21 protein-coding genes, 5 tRNA genes and 1 rRNA gene are annotated in these 19,812 nt (G+C 42.0%); 26 read left to right on the top strand and 1 reads right to left on the bottom strand.

The genetic code is table 11. The features are described 5' to 3' along the window. Window position 1: 1 nt before the first annotated feature. From AC1TO4_RS18315 to AC1TO4_RS18295, 5 genes are all read left to right on the top strand, one after another. Window positions 2-1,375, top strand: a complete 1,374-nt coding sequence (locus tag AC1TO4_RS18315; protein WP_482106469.1) for a UDP-N-acetylmuramoyl-tripeptide--D-alanyl-D-alanine ligase — start codon at window positions 2-4, stop codon at window positions 1,373-1,375. Then, window positions 1,372-2,079, top strand: coding sequence for an alpha/beta hydrolase (locus AC1TO4_RS18310; RefSeq protein ID WP_482106468.1), 708 nt, complete (start codon window positions 1,372-1,374; stop codon window positions 2,077-2,079). The genes AC1TO4_RS18315 and AC1TO4_RS18310 overlap by 4 nt, the downstream gene beginning before the upstream one ends. Before the next feature lie 803 nt (window positions 2,080-2,882). Beyond that, window positions 2,883-4,403, top strand: coding sequence for a degradosome RNA helicase CshA (cshA, locus tag AC1TO4_RS18305; RefSeq protein ID WP_482106467.1), 1,521 nt, complete (start codon window positions 2,883-2,885; stop codon window positions 4,401-4,403). Window positions 4,404-4,543: 140 nt separating this feature from the next. Continuing rightward, window positions 4,544-5,023 (top strand): PH domain-containing protein, encoded by a 480-nt coding sequence (locus tag AC1TO4_RS18300; protein ID WP_482101431.1) that lies wholly within the window; start codon window positions 4,544-4,546, stop codon window positions 5,021-5,023. After that, window positions 5,016-6,500, top strand: coding sequence for a PH domain-containing protein (locus tag AC1TO4_RS18295; RefSeq protein ID WP_482106466.1), 1,485 nt, complete (start codon window positions 5,016-5,018; stop codon window positions 6,498-6,500). The genes AC1TO4_RS18300 and AC1TO4_RS18295 overlap by 8 nt, the downstream gene beginning before the upstream one ends. 9 nt (window positions 6,501-6,509) lie before the next feature. On the opposite strand, the gene AC1TO4_RS18290 is transcribed toward AC1TO4_RS18295, so the two are convergent. Next, the gene (locus AC1TO4_RS18290; protein WP_482106465.1) at window positions 6,510-7,127 is read right to left on the bottom strand and encodes a rhomboid family intramembrane serine protease; all 618 of its coding nucleotides are present in this window, start codon (window positions 7,125-7,127) and stop codon (window positions 6,510-6,512) included. A gap of 66 nt (window positions 7,128-7,193) precedes the next feature. On the opposite strand from AC1TO4_RS18290, the gene acpS reads away from it, so the two are divergent. The 21 genes from acpS to AC1TO4_RS18185 all read left to right on the top strand — a co-directional run. Continuing rightward, window positions 7,194-7,547, top strand: a complete 354-nt coding sequence (gene acpS / locus AC1TO4_RS18285; RefSeq protein WP_482106464.1) for a holo-ACP synthase — start codon at window positions 7,194-7,196, stop codon at window positions 7,545-7,547. Window positions 7,548-7,605: 58 nt separating this feature from the next. After that, complete coding sequence (locus tag AC1TO4_RS18280) at window positions 7,606-8,610, top strand: LolA family protein (RefSeq protein ID WP_482106463.1); 1,005 nt, start codon at window positions 7,606-7,608, stop codon at window positions 8,608-8,610. A 68-nt stretch (window positions 8,611-8,678) separates the two neighbouring features. After that, the gene (alr, locus tag AC1TO4_RS18275; RefSeq protein WP_482106462.1) at window positions 8,679-9,818 is read left to right on the top strand and encodes an alanine racemase; all 1,140 of its coding nucleotides are present in this window, start codon (window positions 8,679-8,681) and stop codon (window positions 9,816-9,818) included. Window positions 9,819-9,951: 133 nt separating this feature from the next. Beyond that, window positions 9,952-10,242, top strand: a complete 291-nt coding sequence (locus AC1TO4_RS18270; protein WP_482106479.1) for a transcriptional regulator — start codon at window positions 9,952-9,954, stop codon at window positions 10,240-10,242. Window positions 10,243-10,246: 4 nt separating this feature from the next. Further along, a complete protein-coding gene (locus AC1TO4_RS18265; protein ID WP_067205315.1) occupies window positions 10,247-10,597 on the top strand; it encodes a type II toxin-antitoxin system PemK/MazF family toxin in 351 nt (116 codons plus the stop codon). Window positions 10,598-10,761: 164 nt separating this feature from the next. After that, window positions 10,762-11,592: an STAS domain-containing protein gene (locus AC1TO4_RS18260; protein ID WP_482106461.1), complete on the top strand. Its 831-nt coding sequence runs from the start codon at window positions 10,762-10,764 to the stop codon at window positions 11,590-11,592. After that, entirely contained in the window at window positions 11,589-11,951 is a 363-nt protein-coding gene (locus AC1TO4_RS18255; protein WP_482106460.1) for an STAS domain-containing protein, read from the top strand. Before AC1TO4_RS18260 ends, AC1TO4_RS18255 begins: the two co-directional genes overlap by 4 nt. A gap of 2 nt (window positions 11,952-11,953) precedes the next feature. Next, on the top strand, window positions 11,954-12,355 hold the full coding sequence (locus tag AC1TO4_RS18250) for an anti-sigma regulatory factor (RefSeq protein WP_482106459.1): 402 nt from the start codon (window positions 11,954-11,956) through the stop codon (window positions 12,353-12,355). Window positions 12,356-12,369: 14 nt separating this feature from the next. Next, on the top strand, window positions 12,370-13,383 hold the full coding sequence (locus AC1TO4_RS18245; protein WP_482106458.1) for a SpoIIE family protein phosphatase: 1,014 nt from the start codon (window positions 12,370-12,372) through the stop codon (window positions 13,381-13,383). 71 nt (window positions 13,384-13,454) lie between these two features. Next, complete coding sequence (locus AC1TO4_RS18240) at window positions 13,455-13,796, top strand: anti-sigma factor antagonist (protein WP_482101421.1); 342 nt, start codon at window positions 13,455-13,457, stop codon at window positions 13,794-13,796. Next, window positions 13,783-14,256, top strand: coding sequence for an anti-sigma B factor RsbW (rsbW, locus tag AC1TO4_RS18235; protein WP_482106457.1), 474 nt, complete (start codon window positions 13,783-13,785; stop codon window positions 14,254-14,256). Before AC1TO4_RS18240 ends, rsbW begins: the two co-directional genes overlap by 14 nt. Then, window positions 14,225-15,076 carry an RNA polymerase sigma factor SigB gene (gene sigB, locus AC1TO4_RS18230; RefSeq protein WP_482106456.1) on the top strand — a complete coding sequence of 284 codons (852 nt, stop codon included), beginning with the start codon at window positions 14,225-14,227 and terminating at the stop codon, window positions 15,074-15,076. Before rsbW ends, sigB begins: the two co-directional genes overlap by 32 nt. Beyond that, the gene (locus tag AC1TO4_RS18225) at window positions 15,076-15,672 is read left to right on the top strand and encodes a PP2C family serine/threonine-protein phosphatase (protein WP_482106455.1); all 597 of its coding nucleotides are present in this window, start codon (window positions 15,076-15,078) and stop codon (window positions 15,670-15,672) included. Before sigB ends, AC1TO4_RS18225 begins: the two co-directional genes overlap by 1 nt. A 98-nt stretch (window positions 15,673-15,770) precedes the next feature. After that, window positions 15,771-17,927 carry a Tex family protein gene (locus AC1TO4_RS18220; RefSeq protein ID WP_482106454.1) on the top strand — a complete coding sequence of 719 codons (2,157 nt, stop codon included), beginning with the start codon at window positions 15,771-15,773 and terminating at the stop codon, window positions 17,925-17,927. A 23-nt stretch (window positions 17,928-17,950) separates the two neighbouring features. After that, window positions 17,951-18,409, top strand: coding sequence for a SprT family protein (locus AC1TO4_RS18215; RefSeq protein ID WP_482101416.1), 459 nt, complete (start codon window positions 17,951-17,953; stop codon window positions 18,407-18,409). Between the two features lie 190 nt (window positions 18,410-18,599). Then, window positions 18,600-18,674: transfer RNA gene (locus AC1TO4_RS18210), tRNA-Glu, on the top strand. Between the two features lie 150 nt (window positions 18,675-18,824). Further along, window positions 18,825-18,899, top strand: a tRNA-Gln gene (locus AC1TO4_RS18205). 50 nt (window positions 18,900-18,949) lie between these two features. Further along, window positions 18,950-19,025, top strand: a tRNA-Lys gene (locus tag AC1TO4_RS18200). 61 nt (window positions 19,026-19,086) lie between these two features. Next, window positions 19,087-19,173: transfer RNA gene (locus tag AC1TO4_RS18195), tRNA-Leu, on the top strand. A 104-nt stretch (window positions 19,174-19,277) separates the two neighbouring features. Next, a tRNA-Gly gene (locus AC1TO4_RS18190) sits at window positions 19,278-19,351 on the top strand. A gap of 369 nt (window positions 19,352-19,720) precedes the next feature. After that, window positions 19,721-19,812 (top strand): 16S ribosomal RNA (locus AC1TO4_RS18185); the annotation flags it as partial.

Here is a 19,812-nt window from a genome sequence, read left to right as displayed (position 1 = left end):
AGTGAAACGGATGTTAACCGAAATCGCTGAATGGATACAAGAGTCAGGACAAAATATGGGCGACAAGGTAGTGAGTGGTGTGTCCATCGATTCACGGACTGCTAGCAAGGGAGATCTATTTATCCCTTTCCGCGGAGAACATGTGAATGGCCACAACTATGTACAACAGGCAATTAAACAAGGTGCAGTAGCGGCGTTATGGATGAAAGACGAGCCGAATCCACCAGAAGACATAGCACTAATTTTTGTCGAGGATCCAGAGAGAGCACTCCAGGAAATGGCACGTATCTATCGTGGGATGCTTCAATGTAAAGTTATTGGTATTACAGGCTCAAACGGGAAAACGTCAACAAAGGACTTAATTGCAAGTGTTCTAGCGCCTTATTTCAACGTTCGAAAAACAGAAGGTAACTATAATAATGAACTTGGATTACCACTCACGATATTATCGCTTGAAGTAGATACGGAAATCGCGGTTCTTGAAATGGGCATGAGCGGGTTTGGGGAAATATCCTTTTTATCGAAACTTGCAAAACCACACTTTGCTGTAATTACGAATATCGGGGAAGCGCATATGCAGGATCTTGGTTCGCGTGCAGGAATCGCCAAAGCGAAATTTGAAATTATTGACGGCTTACAAGAAGGTGGAAAGTTCTTTTACGATGGAGATGAACCGCTTCTGAGAGAACTAGTTGAACTACAGACTGCTGTAGAGAGCGTATCATTTGGTTATGGTAAGAACGCAGCGTTGGCACTTGAAACCATTGAATCAGGAGATGCAGGAAGCCGTTTTACAGTAACGGGCTTACTCGAAGGGGAATTCACTATTCCTGTTTATGGCGCCCATCAAGTGAAAAATGCACTTGCAGCAATTCTAATCGCCGATGCAATGGCTATCAGTGTCAATGATATCCGTGCTGCTTTAATTCAAGCGACTTTGACAGATATGCGTATGCAACCAGTGCTGATGGAAAGTGGTGCACTGTTCATCAATGATGCTTATAATGCAGCGCCGACTTCTATGCGCGCGGCCTTGGCATTCATGAAAGAAACAGGATTACGGAAAGAAAAGTGGGTTGTACTAGCCGACATGTTGGAACTTGGTGACAATGAAAGGGAATATCATGAGAATCTTGCCGATGAAATGATGGCTATGGATTTAGAAGGTATCCTGCTTTATGGTCCAAGGATGGAGTGGTTGTACGACGTCTTGAAAAAACGAGATAGCGAAACACTTCTAGTATGGTCAGAAAAGGATTATGTTCCACTCGTAGATATACTCGAGAAACAGACAGGTGAAAATTCAATCGTGTTATTAAAAGGTTCAAGAGGAATGGCTCTAGAGCATATTCTTAAAGGGCTGAATAGCAAATGAATCAGAAATTAAAGACAGGTGTGTTATTCATTCATGGATTCACAGGCGGTCCTTTTGAAGTTCGGCCGTTTGAACGTTTTCTAAAAAGGAAAACGGACTGGGAAATGTCTGTGCCGACACTTCCGGGCCACGGAATTATGCTGAATCTCAGAAATTCATCTGCTGATTCCTGGTTGATGGAAGCAGAAATAGCATTTAAAAAGCTGCAAAAAGAAGTCGACCGTGTGATTGTGGTCGGCTTTTCTATGGGTGGACTTATCGCCATGTATTTGGCACTTCGATATAAAATTGACAAACTTGTCTTGTTAAGTGCGGCTGCAAAGTATATAAGTCCGCGTATCTTAATAAAAGATTTGGGAATCATGTTAGCGAAACCGATTACAAAAAGATTTCCGCCGAATACGTTTTATCATATTTATGATTATAAATTGGCACATACGCCACTGCGGGCGACATTCGAATTTTTGCGAGTGGTGAAAATTGTTAAGCCCTATTACCATTTGATAAAAATACCTGTTTGTATCGTTCAAGGTGGCAGAGACGGGATTGTTCCCGCTGGAACTGCCGAGCATTTGCTAAAAAAACTGGGCTCCAAAAAAAAGGAATACATAAAATCACCTCTCGGGAAGCATCATATCTGTTACAGCGATGACTGTGACAATTGGTTCAATGAAGTGCTTCGGTTTATGCGTGATGATGGCTAGTTTTGGCGGCCAGATACTTGGTGCGCTTCGGTTTGGGAATGAATGGCAAGAAGTGGCATTCACTTCAAGTCATCCAGCGGAGAGGGATTGAATTTCATCCCTCTTTATTGCCACAGGAAGTGGCGAACTTAGGCTGCGTTCCTTTAAATGGCCGCTTCCGCTTTTCGTGTCTGGCTTCAGCGCCTAGGGGCTCGGAGGCTCACAGGATGTGAGTTACGCAACGGGGAAGGATTGAACTGCATCCTTCCTTATTGCCGCAGGACGCGGCGCACTTAGGTTGCGTTCCTTAGAAGAAATGGGCTGTGCGGGAAAGCAACGCGTCGCCAATCCTCCTTATGCCTGTCTCGGGCCTGCAGGATGCAGGTCATACAGCGGGGAAGGATTGAACTGCATCCTTCCTTATTGCCGCAGGACGCGGCGAACTTAGGCTGCGTTCCTTTATTCAGGCGCCTCCGCTTTTCAGGTAGTAAACTGATTATTACTATATTAAGCACTTTGATTGCGAATGACGCTTACCCGTGGTACAATGTGATGAACATTGGATACATTTACGTAGCACTCTTCAGTAAGTGAAGAGTACTTTTTTTTGAATTTAACGGTTTGCTCATATAAATCGGATGATTTGTCCGTTGATCGAACCGCTCGGCAAAGACCGGGCTTTCCTTTTCAACCATAACCTCTACTTATACATTAGAGAATGCAAAATATCGGAAACGTTCCCTTTTAACAGGCTCGAATTTGCCGTGCCTTCATTTGCAAATGTAACCAATTGTCAAATGAAAAAACAAAGGAGATTGATAAGTTTGACTAATTTTTCAGAATTAAACATCAGTGAATCAACACAACGCGCACTATCTAAAATGGGGTTTGAAGAAGCAACTCCAATCCAAGAAGGTACTGTCCGTTTTGGTATGGAAGGCCGCGACGTTATCGGTCAAGCACAAACTGGTACTGGTAAAACAGCAGCATTCGGTATTCCGATCATTGAAAAAGTAGATACTAAAAACTCAGCAGTACAAGCACTTGTAATTGCTCCGACTCGGGAATTAGCTATTCAGGTTTCTGAAGAAATCGCAAGAATTGGTGCTGACAAACGCGTACGAATTCTTTCCGTTTACGGTGGACAAGAAATCGGACGTCAAATCCGCGCATTGCGTAATAATCCACAAATCATTGTTGGTACGCCAGGACGTATTCTTGACCATATTAAACGTAAAACTTTGAAACTTGACGGTGTACAAACACTTGTACTTGACGAAGCGGATGAAATGTTGAACATGGGCTTCATCGAAGATATCAACACGATTCTTGCTAGCGTGCCATCTGAGCGTCAAACACTTTTATTCTCGGCTACTATGCCTGGACCAATCCGCAAAATTGCAGAAACGTTCATGAAAAACCCGGAAATGGTTAAAATCAAGTCTAAAGAAATGACAGTTGAAAATATCGAACAGTTCTTCGTGAAATCACAGGAACGTGAAAAATTCGATATTCTATCTCGTTTGCTTAACGTTCAACAACCTGAACTTGCAATCATCTTTGGTCGTACAAAACGTCGCGTTGACGAACTATCACAAGCACTAAGTATCCGTGGATACATTGCTGAAGGAATTCATGGCGACTTGACTCAAGCAAAACGGATGTCAGTCCTTAAGCAATTCAAAGAAGGTAAAGTTGATATTCTAGTTGCAACTGACGTTGCGGCGCGTGGACTTGATATTTCAGGCGTAACACACGTTTATAACTTCGATATTCCACAAGATCCTGAAAGCTATGTTCACCGTATCGGTCGTACAGGACGCGCAGGTAAAAGTGGAGTGGCAATTACATTTGTAACACCACGTGAAATGGGTTACCTTCGTATTGTAGAAGAAACAACTAAAAAACAAATGACTCCATTGAATCCACCATCTTCTGACGAAGCAATTCTTGGTCAGCAACGTGTGGCTGTGGAACAACTTACTGAAATTGTTACTAAAAACGAATTGAGTGATTATACGCATCTTGCGGCTGATTTACTTGAGAAATTCGAAGCTAATGATCTAGTTGCAGCAGCACTTCGTTCATTAACACGCGAACCGAATGATACACCTGTATCAATTTCTGAAGAGCGTCCATTACCTTCACGCGGGAATTCTCGTGGCGGTGGCGGCGGCTACAAAGGAAATCGTAGCGGTGGTCGTTCAACTAGTGGTGGCGGTCGTGGATACGGTGGCGGCGGAGCTCGTCGTAGCGGTGGAAGTGGCGGTAACGCACCTAGTGGAAGTCGTGACGGAGCTAGAAGAGAAAGCAGTCGTTCACGCAACACGAAATCAGATCGTTAATACGTAACTGTTACAAAATCCGGGTAGCGCAATTAGCGCATACCCGGTTTTTTATTGCTCAATTATTGAATTACTCAATGAAATGAAACATTTAAGGTTTCCAATCGTATAGAATAAGTAGAAGGAAAGAGGTGTTTGATGTGAGGGCACAACCAGTGAACCGAATTTCGGAAAAAGGATTGAAGGTATGGAGATTATATGGCATTATGCAAACGGGAATTCTATTACTGTTGGGTATTGGCGCAGGGGTATTGGCTTACATATTTGAAGGACCGTGGTGGATTTATGCAATTGCAGCCATTGTGATTGTTCTATTTGCTTATTTATTTATCTACTTATTTCCGAAGGTGCGATGGATGCGTTGGCGTTATGAAGTGCGGGAATCGGAAATCGAGTTGCAACGTGGTATCTTCATCGTTAAACGGACATTGATTCCAATGGTCCGCGTGCAACATGTAGACACAGCGCAAGGTCCAATCCTTCGGAAATATAACTTAGCGGAAATTACGATTTCAACAGCTGCTACAAATCACACCATCCCAGCTCTTGTCATGGAAGAAGCGGATGAGCTACGAAGCAGAATATCCGTGCTTGCGAGGGTGGCGGAAGATGATGTCTGAAACGCGTTATAAATTGCATTGGATAACAGCTATTATAGAAGTGTTAAAAACAGCAAAAGAAGCAATTCTACCTATTATTATCATCGTTTTCGCGAACGGATTGAATAATGTTGGTTCGGGAAAGTGGTATCTAGATTATTTATCTTTCATTATCTTTGGTGTACTTATGATCTCATTTTTCGTCGCGGGCATTATTAAGTGGAAGCGTTTCGAATATTGGTTTGAAGACAATGAGCTTCGTATTGAATATGGTCTATTTGTAAAAAAGAAACGATACATACCTTTCGATCGTATTCAAAGCCTTGATTACAACGAAGGCATTCTGCATCGACCTTTCAAGCTAGTTAAAGTGAAAGTGGAAACGGCGGGCAGCTCTTCTCCTAAAACAGCGGAAGTTGAACTTACTGCTGTTACAAAGGAAGCGGCAAATCGCATTGAAGCTGAAATTGCAAAAGCGAAAGCAAGTAGGAAAACGATTTCATCCCTAGGTGAAGGGGATTTGATGGATGTAGAAGCGGTGGAACAATCACAGTCAAAATCAGTTTTTCTGATGAAACCAAAAGATCTGCTTATTCTCGCGACAACATCTGGCGGGATAGGTATCATTTTTTCAGGTGTAGGCGTATTTTTATCGCAGTTTGGAGAAATGATTCCTTATGACTGGATGTTTGAAGAGATTTCAGGCTTCATCAAATTCGGTCTGCTCATCGTTGGCATAGCGGTGCTACTAGGTTTTGTTTTAGTTTGGGGGATATCTGTCGCTATGACATTCCTGGCGTATTACGGTTTTGCCGTAACGCTTGAATCGGAGGACATAGTAATTACGAGGGGCCTTCTTGAGAAGAAACGTATGACTGTGCCACTGAAAAGAGTTCAAAGTGTACGTATCATTGAAAATCCGTTTCGCCAATTATTCGGTTATGCATCGGTTGCTATAGATAGTGCGGGTGGAGGAGGAGCAGAAGGGGCGAAAATCAATTTGTTTCCTCTTGTGAAGAAAACGGATATCTATGGGCCGTTAAAAGAAATCTTCCCGGACCTTGTACTAGAAGAGCCGAAGAAGAAATTGCCAGCGCGTGGAAAACGGTTTTTCTATCGGATTGATTTCATTTGGATGATCCCTACGATTGGGGCAGTTATATACTTTTTCTATCCGTATGGCCTACTATCACTTCTCATCGTTCCAGTTATTATTCTCTTTGGATTATGGCAGCACCGTTCAGCTGCTTTTGAAATAACGGATAATCAGCTAACAATGCGATTTAGGAACTTCAGTTTACAAACCGCTTACTTGGTGAGAAAAAGAATTCAATCAATGGAAATGAAACAAAACTACTTTCATAAGCGCAAGGGTGTGGCAACTTTAGTTGCAAACGTAAAATCTGGTATGAGTATCTTTAGTGCACAAGTGCATCATATGGATGAGTCTGAAGCGGAGAAAATCCTGTTATGGTATGAGAAAAGAGAGCAGAAGTAATCTGCTCTCTTATCTTGTTCTCTTTCTCTTATTCCAACTACCAATACGTTTTGGGTGGAAGTAACTAAGGCCAATTAAAAAACCGACTGCTAAGCCTGCTATATGTGCGGTTGTGTTAATGTTGGATTGGATGAAAGTCATTACTATACTGACTACGATAATCGGCAGGATGATCTGTCTTAATTGTGGAAGGATGCGCTTTGTGTAATAAACAAGTGCACCAAACGCTCCTAGAATCCCGAAAATCGCTCCACTGGCTCCTACGCTTGCATATTCGGGGGGCTGCAGGAAAAATGTTGCTATGTTTGCGAACATGCCCGAGAGTAGATAAATTGTTAAGAAACGTGCCTTGCCTGCAATCTTCTCAAGTTCGGGTCCGAAGATGAAGAGAGAGAACATATTGAACAGCAAGTGCATAATACCACCGTGAAGGAACATCGGAGTAACAAGTCTCCACCATTCCCCGTCGGAGATAAGATAGTTGACGCCCACGCCCGCTTCAAAAACAGGATCCCCGATGAATGGTAGAATTGTCACTACGTAAATTAGGATATTGACAGCGAGGAAAAACGTCACCACCGGATATAGGCGGATATATTGCGAAAAGCTTTCTGTACGGCTAAACATCTATTCACCTCAGTCTATAATTTCATTATACATATTTTCTTGTCAGGTTGGAAAGGAGGAGTTCGATTGATTGAAGGAATTGGGCTTGATATTGTTGAGTTGGAAAGAATTTCCGGGTTAGATAATAAATCATCGAAGTTCCGTATGCGCATCTTAACGAAGGAAGAGTTAGTCATTTACGAAAAACACACAAGCCACCGCAGGACGGAATTCTTAGCGGGACGATTTGCAGGAAAAGAAGCATTTGCTAAAGCGAAGGGGACGGGAATTGGTACGCAGTGCAATTTCACGGACATTAGTATATTGCCTGAACAAAGTGGGAAACCGAATTTATTTTTTAAAGGAATCGCAGTAAATGGCTTAATATCCATCACTCACACAAGAACTGTTGCTGCAGCTCAAGTAATCCTTCTTGCATAATTGTTCGTCCTTCCTCATAAGATGACCTACCCGATTGAAATGAGAAAGGATGAACTGTATGCGTAGCCGGATATTTGTTTTTTTGTTAGTTGCGGTCATGGTAATCCTCGCGGCATGTGGGGCGCCGTCAAAAGAGGATGTCATGAAGAAGCTCAGTGGGAAGTGGAATGATACGAAAGGGTATGATTTGCAAGCAACGATGGAGATTAAGACTGGAGCAGAACCGCGTTTATACGATGTTGCTGTCTGGCATACAAAACCTGCCTTTTATCGTGTTAACGTAACACAGGCTGGAAGCAAGGACTCTCAGATGATTGTGCGCAATAAAGAAGGCGTTTATGTTGTTACGCCATCGCTTGGTAAGACGTATAAGTTTCAAAGTGATTGGCCAGCGCAAAATAGCCAGGCATACTTGATTGGCGCTCTGTCAGATGATATTAAAGCGGATAAAAATGCAACGATGACGGAAAAAGACAAAACATATGTCTTTGAAACTGCCACAAGAAACAATCATAAGAAGGTTTTGCCGACTCAACAGATTCATATTGACAAAAAGACATTGCTACCAACGTATGTTTCCGTACTGGATGAAAATAAGGTTGAGAAAATTCGCATTTCATTTAAAAAGATTACTCTTGGTGTAGAACGGAAAGCTGCAGATTATGCAGTAGATATGGATGACACGAATACTGGTAAAGAGACTGAGCCTACAGAAGATGAAAAAACTGGACTCACCACGTACTATCCATCAGTCACTTGGGCGGAAGGCAATCTTGTCGATGAAAAAAGTGTGGAAACAGAAAGTGGCACACGTTCATTCATGACCTATGGTGGAGATAAAGAATTCATCATTATTCAAGAGCCGGCAGTTCGACCAGACACGAAAATGCCAGTATCTATTGAAGGTGATCCTGTAGATCTTGGATTCACAGTTGCAGCTCTAGCAGACAAATCGATTCGTTGGGAAAGTGAAGGAGTTTCATTCTTTATCGCTTCCGAAACATTAACGCCAGAAGAAATGATTGAAGTAGCCGGATCGATGATGGCGGATGGTGAAAAATAACTTTAGTTGACGTAGAATGTGCAGAGGATCGATAATAGAGGGTATTACAATTTAAAAGAGGGATTGCCTTGGAAAACTCTGTTCACTATCGTCCGACGCAAGCGCTCGTCAATCTTGAGGCTATTCAGGATAACGTCAGAAATTTAAAGAACTTTTTGGGAAGCAAGACTGCAATAATTGCGGTTGTGAAAGCGGACGGATACGGCCACGGGGAAGTGGAAGTTGCAAAAGCGGCTTTTGAAGCAGGTGCACAAATGGTTTCGGTTGCAACACCGGACGAGGCGGTACGACTCCGAGTGGCGGGAATTAGCGGGGACATCCTCGTCATGGGGCCGTCTCCGCTTGCGTTTGCTGAAAAAGCAGCTAAGCTAGGAATTGTAATTACAGTATCTAGTGCTGAATGGTTACAAGCGGCAATAGGGGGTAGTGCAACATTTGTGCAACCGTTGAAAATTCATGTAAAAATTGATAGCGGAATGGGAAGAATAGGATTGAGAGATGCAGGTGAGCTCCAATCCCTTGTTAATATCGTCGATAAATCTGAATTTGTGCTTATGGATGGCATCTTTACTCATTTTGCTTGTGCAGATGAACAAGATCCAGACCACACACAAGAGCAGTTTGCGACATTCATGCAGCTTGTTAATACATTGCCGAAAAAACCTCGGCTCATTCACACATCAAACAGCGCGGCAACCCTTCTCTATCCTGAATATGCTCTTGACGCAGTCCGTTTCGGAATCGGACTATACGGAATTGCACCTTCAGAATACGTAGGAGGGAAATTGCCGTTTCAACTCAAAAAAGCATTCCAACTTGAAAGTGAACTTGCCTATGTAAAGTTGTTGGAGGCTGGCAATCGAATCAGTTACGGCGGGACATATGAAACTTCTGGAGATGAATGGATTGGCACAATTCCTATCGGTTATGCAGACGGTTTAAAGCGTGGGCTACGTGGACAGGAAGTTCTTATTGATGGTGAGCGAATGCCGATTGTTGGAACGATCTGTATGGACCAGTGCATGGTAAAACTTTCACGAGAATTACCAATTGGGGAAAAAGTAGTGCTGATTGGTCGTCAAGGGGAAGAAGAAATTACGATGGAAGAGTGGGCGGAACGACTTGGAACGATTCCGTACGAAATTGCAGTAACCATCGCCAAACGAGTACCGAGAATATATACAGGAAAAGATGGGCAGTATGTATAATATCCGTACTTTCGACAAAATAAACTAGCACTTTTGCAGAATCCTGTCAATAAAGTTCCTTCTATGTCTTCTCATTGTCGGTATTCAATGGTAAGATGGACTAGTATTGAGATTAGGAACGGTTTTGTCGGAGGTGCTGAAGTTGTGTGCAAATAAAAACATAAAAGAAGTTATTGTTAAAATTCCGAAACGGATGCTGAACGAAAATGAACATACGGTCGTCCATCAAGAGCTGGACCGTGGAGATTCAGTTAATATTTCGACAAAGCGATATGTAACCGACTATGAATCGGATACGATCAGAGAAGAGATGATGAACGGTTATCTCGAAATGTCGCAAATCAACCTTAAAATCGCCACGGAATGCTTGCATGTGGAATTCGAAGCCCAGCATACGGTGGAACGTCTCGTAAGCGGAGGATGAAAAGTTGGCAATAAAACGTGGAGACGTCTTTTTTGCAGATCTGTCGCCTGTCGTCGGTTCTGAACAGGGAGGAACGAGACCGGTTCTTGTCATACAGAATGACATAGGTAACCGGTTCAGCCCGACAGTCATTATTGCGGCAATCACTGCGCAAATTCAAAAAGCGAAATTGCCTACACATGTTGAAATCGATGCGGTACGATATGGTTTCGAGCGGGATTCGGTTATTCTGCTCGAACAAGTCCGCACAATCGACAAGTCGAGGCTTACCGATAAGATTACACATCTAGATGAATTTTTGATGGAACAGGTCGATGAAGCGCTAGAAGTAAGTTTCGGTCTAATCAAATTCTGAGCATACATATAAGGGGCATCATGGGAGATATTTCCGTGATGTCTTTTTCGATTAATTCATATTAACAGCATGTCTGTCGACAAAAAAAGTGTATTGCGTCCTCTTTTTCGATACAATGAAGAGACAATGGTTTTCAATTCAAAAGGAGGCTTATCGAAACACTTATGAATATTAAAATGGTAAAAAGCATTGATCAGAATATCATAGAGATAATTGAAAGATGGAAAGAACTTATGAAGGATGAAAAGGGAGAGAAGTTCTTCCATTTCATGCCCACGAAGCTTGTAGAGAAGACGAGTAGTGAATTTGCTGCATTAATGACATCGAATATTTATGAAACGAATGTTATACATTCAGATAAGTTGAACGAATTTACAGAAAAGGTCGTTCGGTTCGGATGGTCCATCAAATTCGTTAATAAAGCAATTGATAATTTCTCGCAGGTCGTATTTAAACTATTGGAAGAAAAAGGGGTTATTGATACTAGTAATCTCAGAGCTTATATAACAATCTTTGATAACTGGATTATGCCGCTCCGTGAAAGTATCATTGAAGCCTATTCGGCAGAATGGGAACGGACAGTCAGTTTGCAAAAAATCGCATTGCAGGAACTATCTGCATCCTTGATACCGGTTTTTGACAAAATATCTGTCATGCCGCTTGTTGGAACAATCGATACTGAACGTGCCAAACTAATCATGGAAAATCTACTTGAAGGTGTAGTGAAACAACGAGCTGAAGTCGTTCTTCTGGATATTACTGGCGTCCCCGTTGTAGATACGATGGTAGCCCATCACATCATTCAAGCAGCTGATGCAGTACGACTTGTCGGAGCGAAATGTATGCTAGTAGGAATTCGTCCGGAAATCGCTCAAACCATCGTTACGCTTGGCATAAATCTCAATGACTTTACGACGACTAGTACATTACAACGTGGGATGCAGAAGGCTCTTGGACTTACAAACCGAACGATCGTGGAGGTTGATAATTCATGAATATGCGAATCCCGATTTTAAAACTGGGTGACACCTTAATTGTTTCTGTTCAATGGGAGCTTGACGATCATACCGCACTTCAGTTCCAAGAAGACCTTTTGAAAAAAATGCATGATACAACAGCAAGAGGTGTTGTTATCGATTTGACACCCATTGACTTCATAGATTCTTTTATTGCAAAAGTATTAGGTGACGTCATCAGCATGTCAGGGTTGATGGGGGCTAAAGTTGTGATTACAGGAATCCAACCGGCAGTAGCGATTACGCTTATAGAACTAGGCATCCGTCTGGAAAACGTTATGACGGCACTCGATCTCGAAAACGGATTGGATAAACTTCGTAAAGAATTGGAGGCCTAACCATGGAGTACTGGTCTTCTGTAGACATATACACGGAGTGGGACATTGTTGCCGCCCGACAGCTAGGCCGGAATGAAGCGAAGAAGTCTGGTTTTGGAACGGTCGATCAGGCGAGAATTACTACGGCTATTAGCGAATTGGCGCGTAATATCTATTTATATGCTGGAAAAGGTAAAATTGAAATTAAAAGACTTTCTGAGAATGACATCTATGGGATTACAATTATTGCATCTGATGACGGTCCGGGGATTCCGGATATGCGTAAAGTGATGGAAGATGGTTTTTCAACATCCGGAGGACTTGGCGCAGGAATGCCAGGTGTGAGAAGGCTCATGGATGAATTCAAAGTCGAAACGGAGCTGGGTGTGGGTACAACAATCACCGCCACAAAATGGCTTCGCTAAGGAGATGATGATGGATGCCTAAGGAAGTTTCAAAGCAGTACAAACAAATATTGCAGAAATACTTAGATGGACAAAACGAAGAGGAACTTTATATAGGACAGCAGTTTAGCAGGCAATTCATCGAGAAAGAAATTTCGCCTGAAGAAGTGATTAGTATTCATAAAACGGCACTGACAGAAGTCCTTCCTACTATGTCGGATGAGTTGAATTATTCGTTCGACTTTCTGATAGAGATGATGATTCACTATGGGCTTGCTTTACAAGAACATCAGAGCCTTATTCAAAAGCAGGAAGAACTCCAAATGGAAATGAACCTAGCGGTTAGAGTACAAGATACGTTGCTGAAAACCAGAAAACCAGACTTCAAAGAACTTGATATCGGGCTTGTAACAGAATCCGCAAAACAAATGAGTGGCGATTATATTTATTTTCTCAATGACACTAGTTTTGAAGCAAGCGTAGCTGTGGCTGATGTTATAGGTAAAGGGATTCCAGCAGCACTTTGTATGTCGATGATTAAATTTGGAATGGACAGTTTGCAAAACGAAAACACAAGTCCGCGCCATGTCCTTGATATCGTAAATAGGATCGTTGAAAAAAGTGTCGATGATTCGATGTTTATTTCCATGTTTTACGGAAAGTACGATGCGAGAGATTCAAGTTTCTCATACGGTTCTGCGGGACACGAACCCGCCATTATGTATAGAGCATCCACTGGTACATTTACAGAGCTAAACGCAAAAGGACTACTGCTTGGTGTTCATCCGAATGTTGTTTATGAAGAGCATTCCGTTATCTTGGAAGAGGGCGACTTTATCGCGATGATGACGGATGGTGTGACTGAGGTCCGAACCGAAACAGGTTTCATTGATGATGAAGTGATTAAAAATATTATGCTGGAAGTGAAAGATGAATCCGCGCAAAAAATAGCTGATACGGTATACCAAAAACTGGCCTATCTTCAAGACTTTCATTTACGTGATGATTTTACTCTCGTCATTTTTAAGAAAGAGATTGAAAAGGTTTAAGTTTTGCAATAAAGGGTAACCTAATTTATAGTATGCGTTATCATAAAAACAGAGAAATTTGGGGTGGAAATATGGATTTGCAAGTTGAGTTGTTAGAAGAGAATAGTGTTCAGCGTTTCAAAATTGTTGGAGAGATTGACGCCTTCACAGCACCAATGTTAAGAGAACGTCTTGCAACTGTTGAAAAAATAACTGATATGCAAGCGGAATTGGATTTGTCTGAAGTTAATTATATGGATAGTACAGGATTGGGTGTTTTTGTTGGTTTTTATAAAGCTGTCAAGGCCAATGGAGGACATGTGAAAATTGTTGGCGTTAACACACGTTTGAAAAAACTTTTTGATATAACTGGCTTGGGAGAAGTTATGGATATTGAAATGGAAGAAAGTGGGGACGTAGATGCAACCGTATGATTACATTGAAATTCGAGTTCCCGCAAAAGCTCAATATGTTGGTGTAGCACGTCTCGCGATTTCAGGTCTCGCTAGTCGACTTGGTTTTACATATGATGAAATCGAAGACTTAAAAATAGCGTCGAGTGAAGCGATTACAAATGCTGTCCAACATGCATATAAAGAAGACGATGAAGGCGAAGTGGTGGTTGGCTGTGCCCTTTTCGCGGATAAATTAGAAATTATGGTAGCGGATCACGGAAAAAGCTTTAATTTCGAAGACACGAAAAAGAGTGTAGGACCGTATAATGAACAGGAGGAGGTACAGTTTCTTCGGGAAGGAGGATTGGGCCTTTACCTTATGGAAACACTTATGGATGATGTAAAAGTACATCATGAAGAGGGTGTAACGGTCTTTATGACCAAATACCTAGGTGGAGAGCGGGGCGATGAGGATGTCGAACGAACAATCACCTCATGAGTCTGAAGGGAATGAAAAGCCCACCGTCGAACATGTTAGGGAAGACTCTTCTCCTCGTGAAACTGGAACAAAGGCGGAAGTCCTTCAATGGATAAAGCAATACCAGGAGACGAATGACGATGAAGCACAGACGAAACTAGTAGTACACTATGAACGGCTTGTCCAATCATTAGCACGAAAGTATTCGAATGGAAAGCCTTTTCATGAAGATATAGCACAAGTAGGTATGCTAGGTCTTCTCGGAGCGATACGTCGCTATAATCCTGAATTTGGCAGAAGTTTCGAAGCGTTCGCAGTGCCGACAATTATCGGTGAAATTAAACGTTTCTTACGTGATAAAACATGGGCAATACATGTCCCGAGACGTATAAAAGAACTCGGACCGAAAATTAAAGCAGCAGTTGAGACGTTAACAACAGAAATGCAACGTTCGCCCCTGGTCAGTGAAATTGCGGATTACCTAGATGTGGATGAAGAACTGGTTCTTGAAGCAATGGAAATGGGAAGAAGTTATCAAGCTCTCTCTATGGACCATACCCTAGAAGCAGATTCTGAAGGTGGCACTGTTACTCTATTTGATATTATCGGGGAAAATGATGATGGTTTTGAGAAAACAGATCAACGCATGGTTGTTGCTAATGCTCTAAATGTGTTGTCTGAACGTGAAAAGCAAATTATTCAGTATACATATATTGACCAACTAAGCCAAAAAGAAGCGGGAGAGCTACTCGGAATCTCTCAAATGCACGTTTCAAGATTACAACGAAAAGCGATTAAAAAGTTGCAGGAAGCAATATTGGCGGCTGGCGGTGTATCGTAGTGGATTCAATCTTAACGGATCATGTCGAAGCATATGTTTACCAAGAGGCGAAGTTTGGGAATCGAGAATGTGGGGACACGTATTTCATCCATGAAGAGGAAGGTTATTTCATCTGTGCAATTGCTGATGGACTTGGGAACGGACCAATTGCGCGTCAATCATCGCAAATCATTCCTACAGTATTGAAAGAGTATCATCATGAGTCAATTGATGAATTGCTTAGCCGCTGCAATGAGCATATGGTGCAAAAACGTGGAGCAGCTGTAGCTATTGTCAAAGTGGATTATAAACAAAAAACGATTCAGTATAGCTGTGTAGGAAATGTACGTTTTTATATGCTGCATGATTGTGATAAGATGATTTATCCTTTGCCTGTAATGGGTTATTTATCGGGTAGACCACAAAAGTTAAAGACACAACAATATGACTACTCCAAAGGTGATTTATTCTTTCTCCATTCGGACGGTGTCATACTGAGAAGCCCGAAATCAACATTAAAGGAAAGTTCTGGACCTTATGAATTATACCAAAACGTGCTCCAATCGATTGAACACGGCGACGACGCCACATTTATAGCGGGCAGCCTACTTCTATAAAACGGAAGTAGGTTTTTTTGTGCGTCCTTTTCTTTAATTAGGCACTCATGATGCAGTTCTGGTAAAATTAAGAAAGTAAAGAAAGGGTGAATTTATTGATGAGGCATATTGTTGAGGCTACAGCTGGTAAAGCGGCCGTCAGTATACATCAAACTGAAAAGGTTATCGCATTACTTGACCAAGGAAACACTGTCCCCTTCATTGCAAGGTACCGGAAAGAAGAAACCGGTTCGCTGGATGAAGTACAGATTAAAGCGGTTGAGGATGCTTACAATTATGTTAAAGGGCTTGAACAACGAAAAGAAGAAGTCATTCGCCTGATCGATGAACAAGGTAAGTTGGATGAGGAATTAAGAAAATCGATTGAAAGTGCAACTGTCTTACAGCGAATTGAAGATCTTTACAGACCTTACAAAATAAAAAGACGTACTCGTGCGATGATTGCAATTGAGAGTGGCCTTGAGCCATTAGCAAAAAGTCTAATGGAGTTTTCAGGAGAATCACCAGAACAGCTAGCCAATCCTTTTGTCAATGAAGAAAGCGGTATCAATAGCGTTGAAGATGCGCTTGCTGGTGCTCGAGATATTATGGCTGAACAATTTGCTGACGACGCTGGAATACGCGAAAACATACGTAAATTAGCATGGTCAGATGGGATGATTGTCTCAGCGATACGCAAAGGTGCAGAGGACAAGCGAAATGTTTTTGAAAATTACTATGAATATGAAGAACCTTTGAAGAAAATTGTACCTCATCGCGTTTTGGCTTTAAACCGCGGTGAAAAAGAGGATGTGCTACGCGTTGGAATTTCTTTCCCAGTCGATAGAATTTCCGGTGGACTTGAACGTGAGTTAATTCGCAAACCGCATTCGCCATCTGCACCATACGTAAAAGAAGCGACAGAGGATGCGTTTAAGCGTTTGATAGCGCCTTCAATTGAACGAGAAATCAGGGCGGCGCTGACAGAAAAGGCTGAAGAACAGGCAATTCATGTATTTTCAGAAAACCTAAAAAGTCTACTTCTACAACCTCCGTTGAAAGGGAAAGTTGTACTGGGCCTTGACCCGGCTTTCCGTACAGGATGCAAACTTGCGGTTGTCGATGAATCAGGTAAGTTGCTTGAAATATCAGTAATTTATCCGCATCAGCCACAAATGGAGAAAGAAAAATCGAAACGGACGATTTTGGATTTATTAAAAAAGTATCCGATTACTATTATTGCAATCGGAAATGGGACAGCCTCACGTGAGTCTGAACTGTTCATAGTAGATTGTATAAAAGAGGCACAAGCGGGTGTTTCGTATGTAATTGTAAATGAAGCAGGCGCAAGTGTTTATTCAGCTTCACCTCAAGCACGGGACGAATTCCCTGAACTTCAAGTTGAACAACGGAGTGCGGTATCTATAGCGAGACGCTTACAGGATCCATTATCGGAACTAGTGAAAATTGATCCGGGTTCTGTTGGTGTCGGGCAATACCAGCATGACGTTGCAAAAAAACGCCTATCCGAATCATTATCATTTGTCGTCGAAACGGCAGTGAACCGGGTAGGGGTTGATGTCAACACTGCTTCCTCGTCGCTGCTTCAATATGTCGCGGGATTATCCAAAACGGTTGCAGAAAATATTGTGAAGTCACGTGAAGAAAATGGTCTCTTTACGAAACGCAATCAATTAAAGAAAGTACCACGCCTTGGCGCGAAGACTTATGAACAGGCGATTGGTTTCCTGCGAGTGCCTGATGCTAAGGATCCGTTTGATTCGACTGGTATTCACCCTGAGAGCTACCAGTTAGCCGAACAAATATTAGAAGAATCAGGAGCAAGTAAGAAGTTGCTAGGAAAGCAAGAAACCTCTGATGCGCTGTCGGCTCTCGATAGTAAAGCCCTAGCGATTAAGTTGAATGTTGGAGAAGTGACGCTCAAAGACATTATTGAAACACTTCAAAGACCGAATCGGGATCCACGTGATGATTATCCGCAACCGCTTTTAAAAGCAGATGTCCTCGATATGAAGGACCTTTACGAAGGTCTTGAAATGCAAGGAACAGTCCGTAATGTAGTTGATTTTGGTGCTTTTGTTGATATAGGTGTTAAGGAAGACGGTCTTGTTCATATATCCAAATTAAAAAAAGGCTTTGTAAAACATCCTCTTGACGTTGTGGCCTCCGGTGACATCGTCACCGTCTGGGTAGAAGGCGTCGATAAAGGAAAAGGACGTATTTCATTGACGATGTTGCCACCGTTGACTAAATGATTGTGGAACTGGAGGTGGTAACTATGACGGATGAAGAACTGCAGAGATATATCGAGAAAGTCTCGGATGAAGCGTTCGGCAAGCCGTTTATTCATAGTGCCCGGTTTAACAAAAGGCTAAGAACAACAGGTGGTCGTTATATGCTTTCAGACCATTCCATAGAAATTAACCCATTAGTTCTAGTTAAGCACGGAATAGATGAACTGGTGGGTGTAATTAAACATGAGCTTTGTCACTACCACCTTCATATAGAAGGAAGAGGTTATCGGCACCGTGATGTGGACTTCAGGAATTTGCTGAAAAGCACATCATCCCCGAGGTTTTGCCGACCACTTACTGAACGGAATCGTAAGGTAGTTTCGCTCCGTGTCTATAAGTGTGTATCTTGTAAGTTACTATACAACCGTAAAAGGAGAATGGACGTTACCAAATACAGATGCGGAAAATGTGCAGGGCGAATTGAAGAAATACAACCTGTTTAGTATAAAAAGAACACGATCAGTCATCGCAAACTGCGGTCTGATCGTGTTTTTAATATTTCATAAAACAAATCTATAAATAAGTGTTGACGAAATGGATGACTCTCTTTATAATAGGAAAAGTCGGTTGGGAAAGACACCGAGACATTATGGAGAACGATTCTTCCTCTATGAAGATATAAGCATTCAACATGGCCCCTTGGTCAAGCGGTTAAGACACCGCCCTTTCACGGCGGTATCACGGGTTCGAATCCCGTAGGGGTCACCAAAACTTTTTCAATACGAAGTATTGAAAAGAGTTTTCCATAAGAACTTCGATACGAAGTATCGAAAAGAATCATCCATAAGGTTGAATACGAAGTAACGAAATGAATAAGTTTTGTACGGTGTGAAACTATATTGCTGAATTAGGTATCATTGGGGTATAGCCAAGCGGTAAGGCAACGGACTTTGACTCCGTTACTCGTTGGTTCGAATCCAGCTACCCCAGCCAATGTTTTACCTGCGTGAAGCGCAAGAAGAATATCTCTTCTATATAATAAAGAGCCATTAGCTCAGTTGGTAGAGCATCTGACTTTTAATCAGAGGGTCGCAGGTTCGAATCCTGCATGGCTCACCATTTAAAAAAATGTTGACAAATGAATTGTATGCTATATAATAAGGTTTGTCGCTAAAACAACGCGGTAGTGGCGGAATGGCAGACGCGCTAGGTTGAGGGCCTAGTGGGGGTTAACCCCGTGGAGGTTCAAGTCCTCTTTACCGCACCAAATCACATTCGTAGTTAAAAGTTTTCTACCTCATGAACAGTTCGTTTTATCAAAAGGAAAATGGTTATCATCCAACTTATATCGGATGCGCCAATATTATATACGCGGGTGTAGTTTAGTGGTAAAACCTCAGCCTTCCAAGCTGATGATGAGGGTTCGATTCCCTTCACCCGCTCCATATTACTTATTAGAAACAAATTTGTGAATATCGCTTGAAAGTTAAAATGAAATAGTTGTTGACTTCCTAAATAGCGAATGCTATACTGAGAAAGTTGCTGTAAGAACAGCAGTAAACTTAAAAAAGAGAATCGTAAATGATTCCGAACCAAATGAACCTTGAAAACTGAACAGCAAAACATCAATGAGATATCGCGAGAGTGTGAACGCACTTGAGCAAAACGTTTCGAAGTAATTTGATTTCGGTCGAGTGAAAAGAAACACACACAAGAATCTTCGGATTCAGAGGAGGAATTAATTCCTCCTTTAGTCAGCAAGAAATGAGCTATTCGATTTCTTTATGGAAAACTACTTCTTTATAGAAGTAGTTCTTATGGAGAGTTTGATCCTGGCTCAGGACGAACGCTGGCGGCATGCCTAATACATGCAAGTCGAGCGAAAGTTAGAGAGCTTGCTCTCTAA

It is taken from the genome of Sporosarcina sp. Y838 (assembly GCF_056786515.1).
This window is presented reverse-complemented; position numbering and strand designations above follow the sequence as displayed.

Bases quoted from the DNA above. Each gene is read 5' to 3' on its own strand.
- AC1TO4_RS18260 (WP_482106461.1), top strand. From the start codon at position 10,762: ATGAATATTAAAATGGTAAAAAGCATTGATCAGAATATCATAGAGATA.
- AC1TO4_RS18220 (WP_482106454.1), top strand. From the start codon at position 15,771: ATGAGGCATATTGTTGAGGCTACAGCTGGTAAAGCGGCCGTCAGTATA.
- AC1TO4_RS18310 (WP_482106468.1), top strand. From the start codon at position 1,372: ATGAATCAGAAATTAAAGACAGGTGTGTTATTCATTCATGGATTCACA.
- AC1TO4_RS18250 (WP_482106459.1), top strand. From the start codon at position 11,954: ATGGAGTACTGGTCTTCTGTAGACATATACACGGAGTGGGACATTGTT.
- sigB (WP_482106456.1), top strand. From the start codon at position 14,225: ATGAGGATGTCGAACGAACAATCACCTCATGAGTCTGAAGGGAATGAA.
- AC1TO4_RS18290 (WP_482106465.1), bottom strand. From the start codon at position 7,127: ATGTTTAGCCGTACAGAAAGCTTTTCGCAATATATCCGCCTATATCCG.
- rsbW (WP_482106457.1), top strand. From the start codon at position 13,783: ATGCAACCGTATGATTACATTGAAATTCGAGTTCCCGCAAAAGCTCAA.
- AC1TO4_RS18245 (WP_482106458.1), top strand. From the start codon at position 12,370: ATGCCTAAGGAAGTTTCAAAGCAGTACAAACAAATATTGCAGAAATAC.
- AC1TO4_RS18280 (WP_482106463.1), top strand. From the start codon at position 7,606: ATGCGTAGCCGGATATTTGTTTTTTTGTTAGTTGCGGTCATGGTAATC.
- AC1TO4_RS18295 (WP_482106466.1), top strand. From the start codon at position 5,016: ATGTCTGAAACGCGTTATAAATTGCATTGGATAACAGCTATTATAGAA.
- AC1TO4_RS18255 (WP_482106460.1), top strand. From the start codon at position 11,589: ATGAATATGCGAATCCCGATTTTAAAACTGGGTGACACCTTAATTGTT.
- AC1TO4_RS18240 (WP_482101421.1), top strand. From the start codon at position 13,455: ATGGATTTGCAAGTTGAGTTGTTAGAAGAGAATAGTGTTCAGCGTTTC.
- AC1TO4_RS18215 (WP_482101416.1), top strand. From the start codon at position 17,951: ATGACGGATGAAGAACTGCAGAGATATATCGAGAAAGTCTCGGATGAA.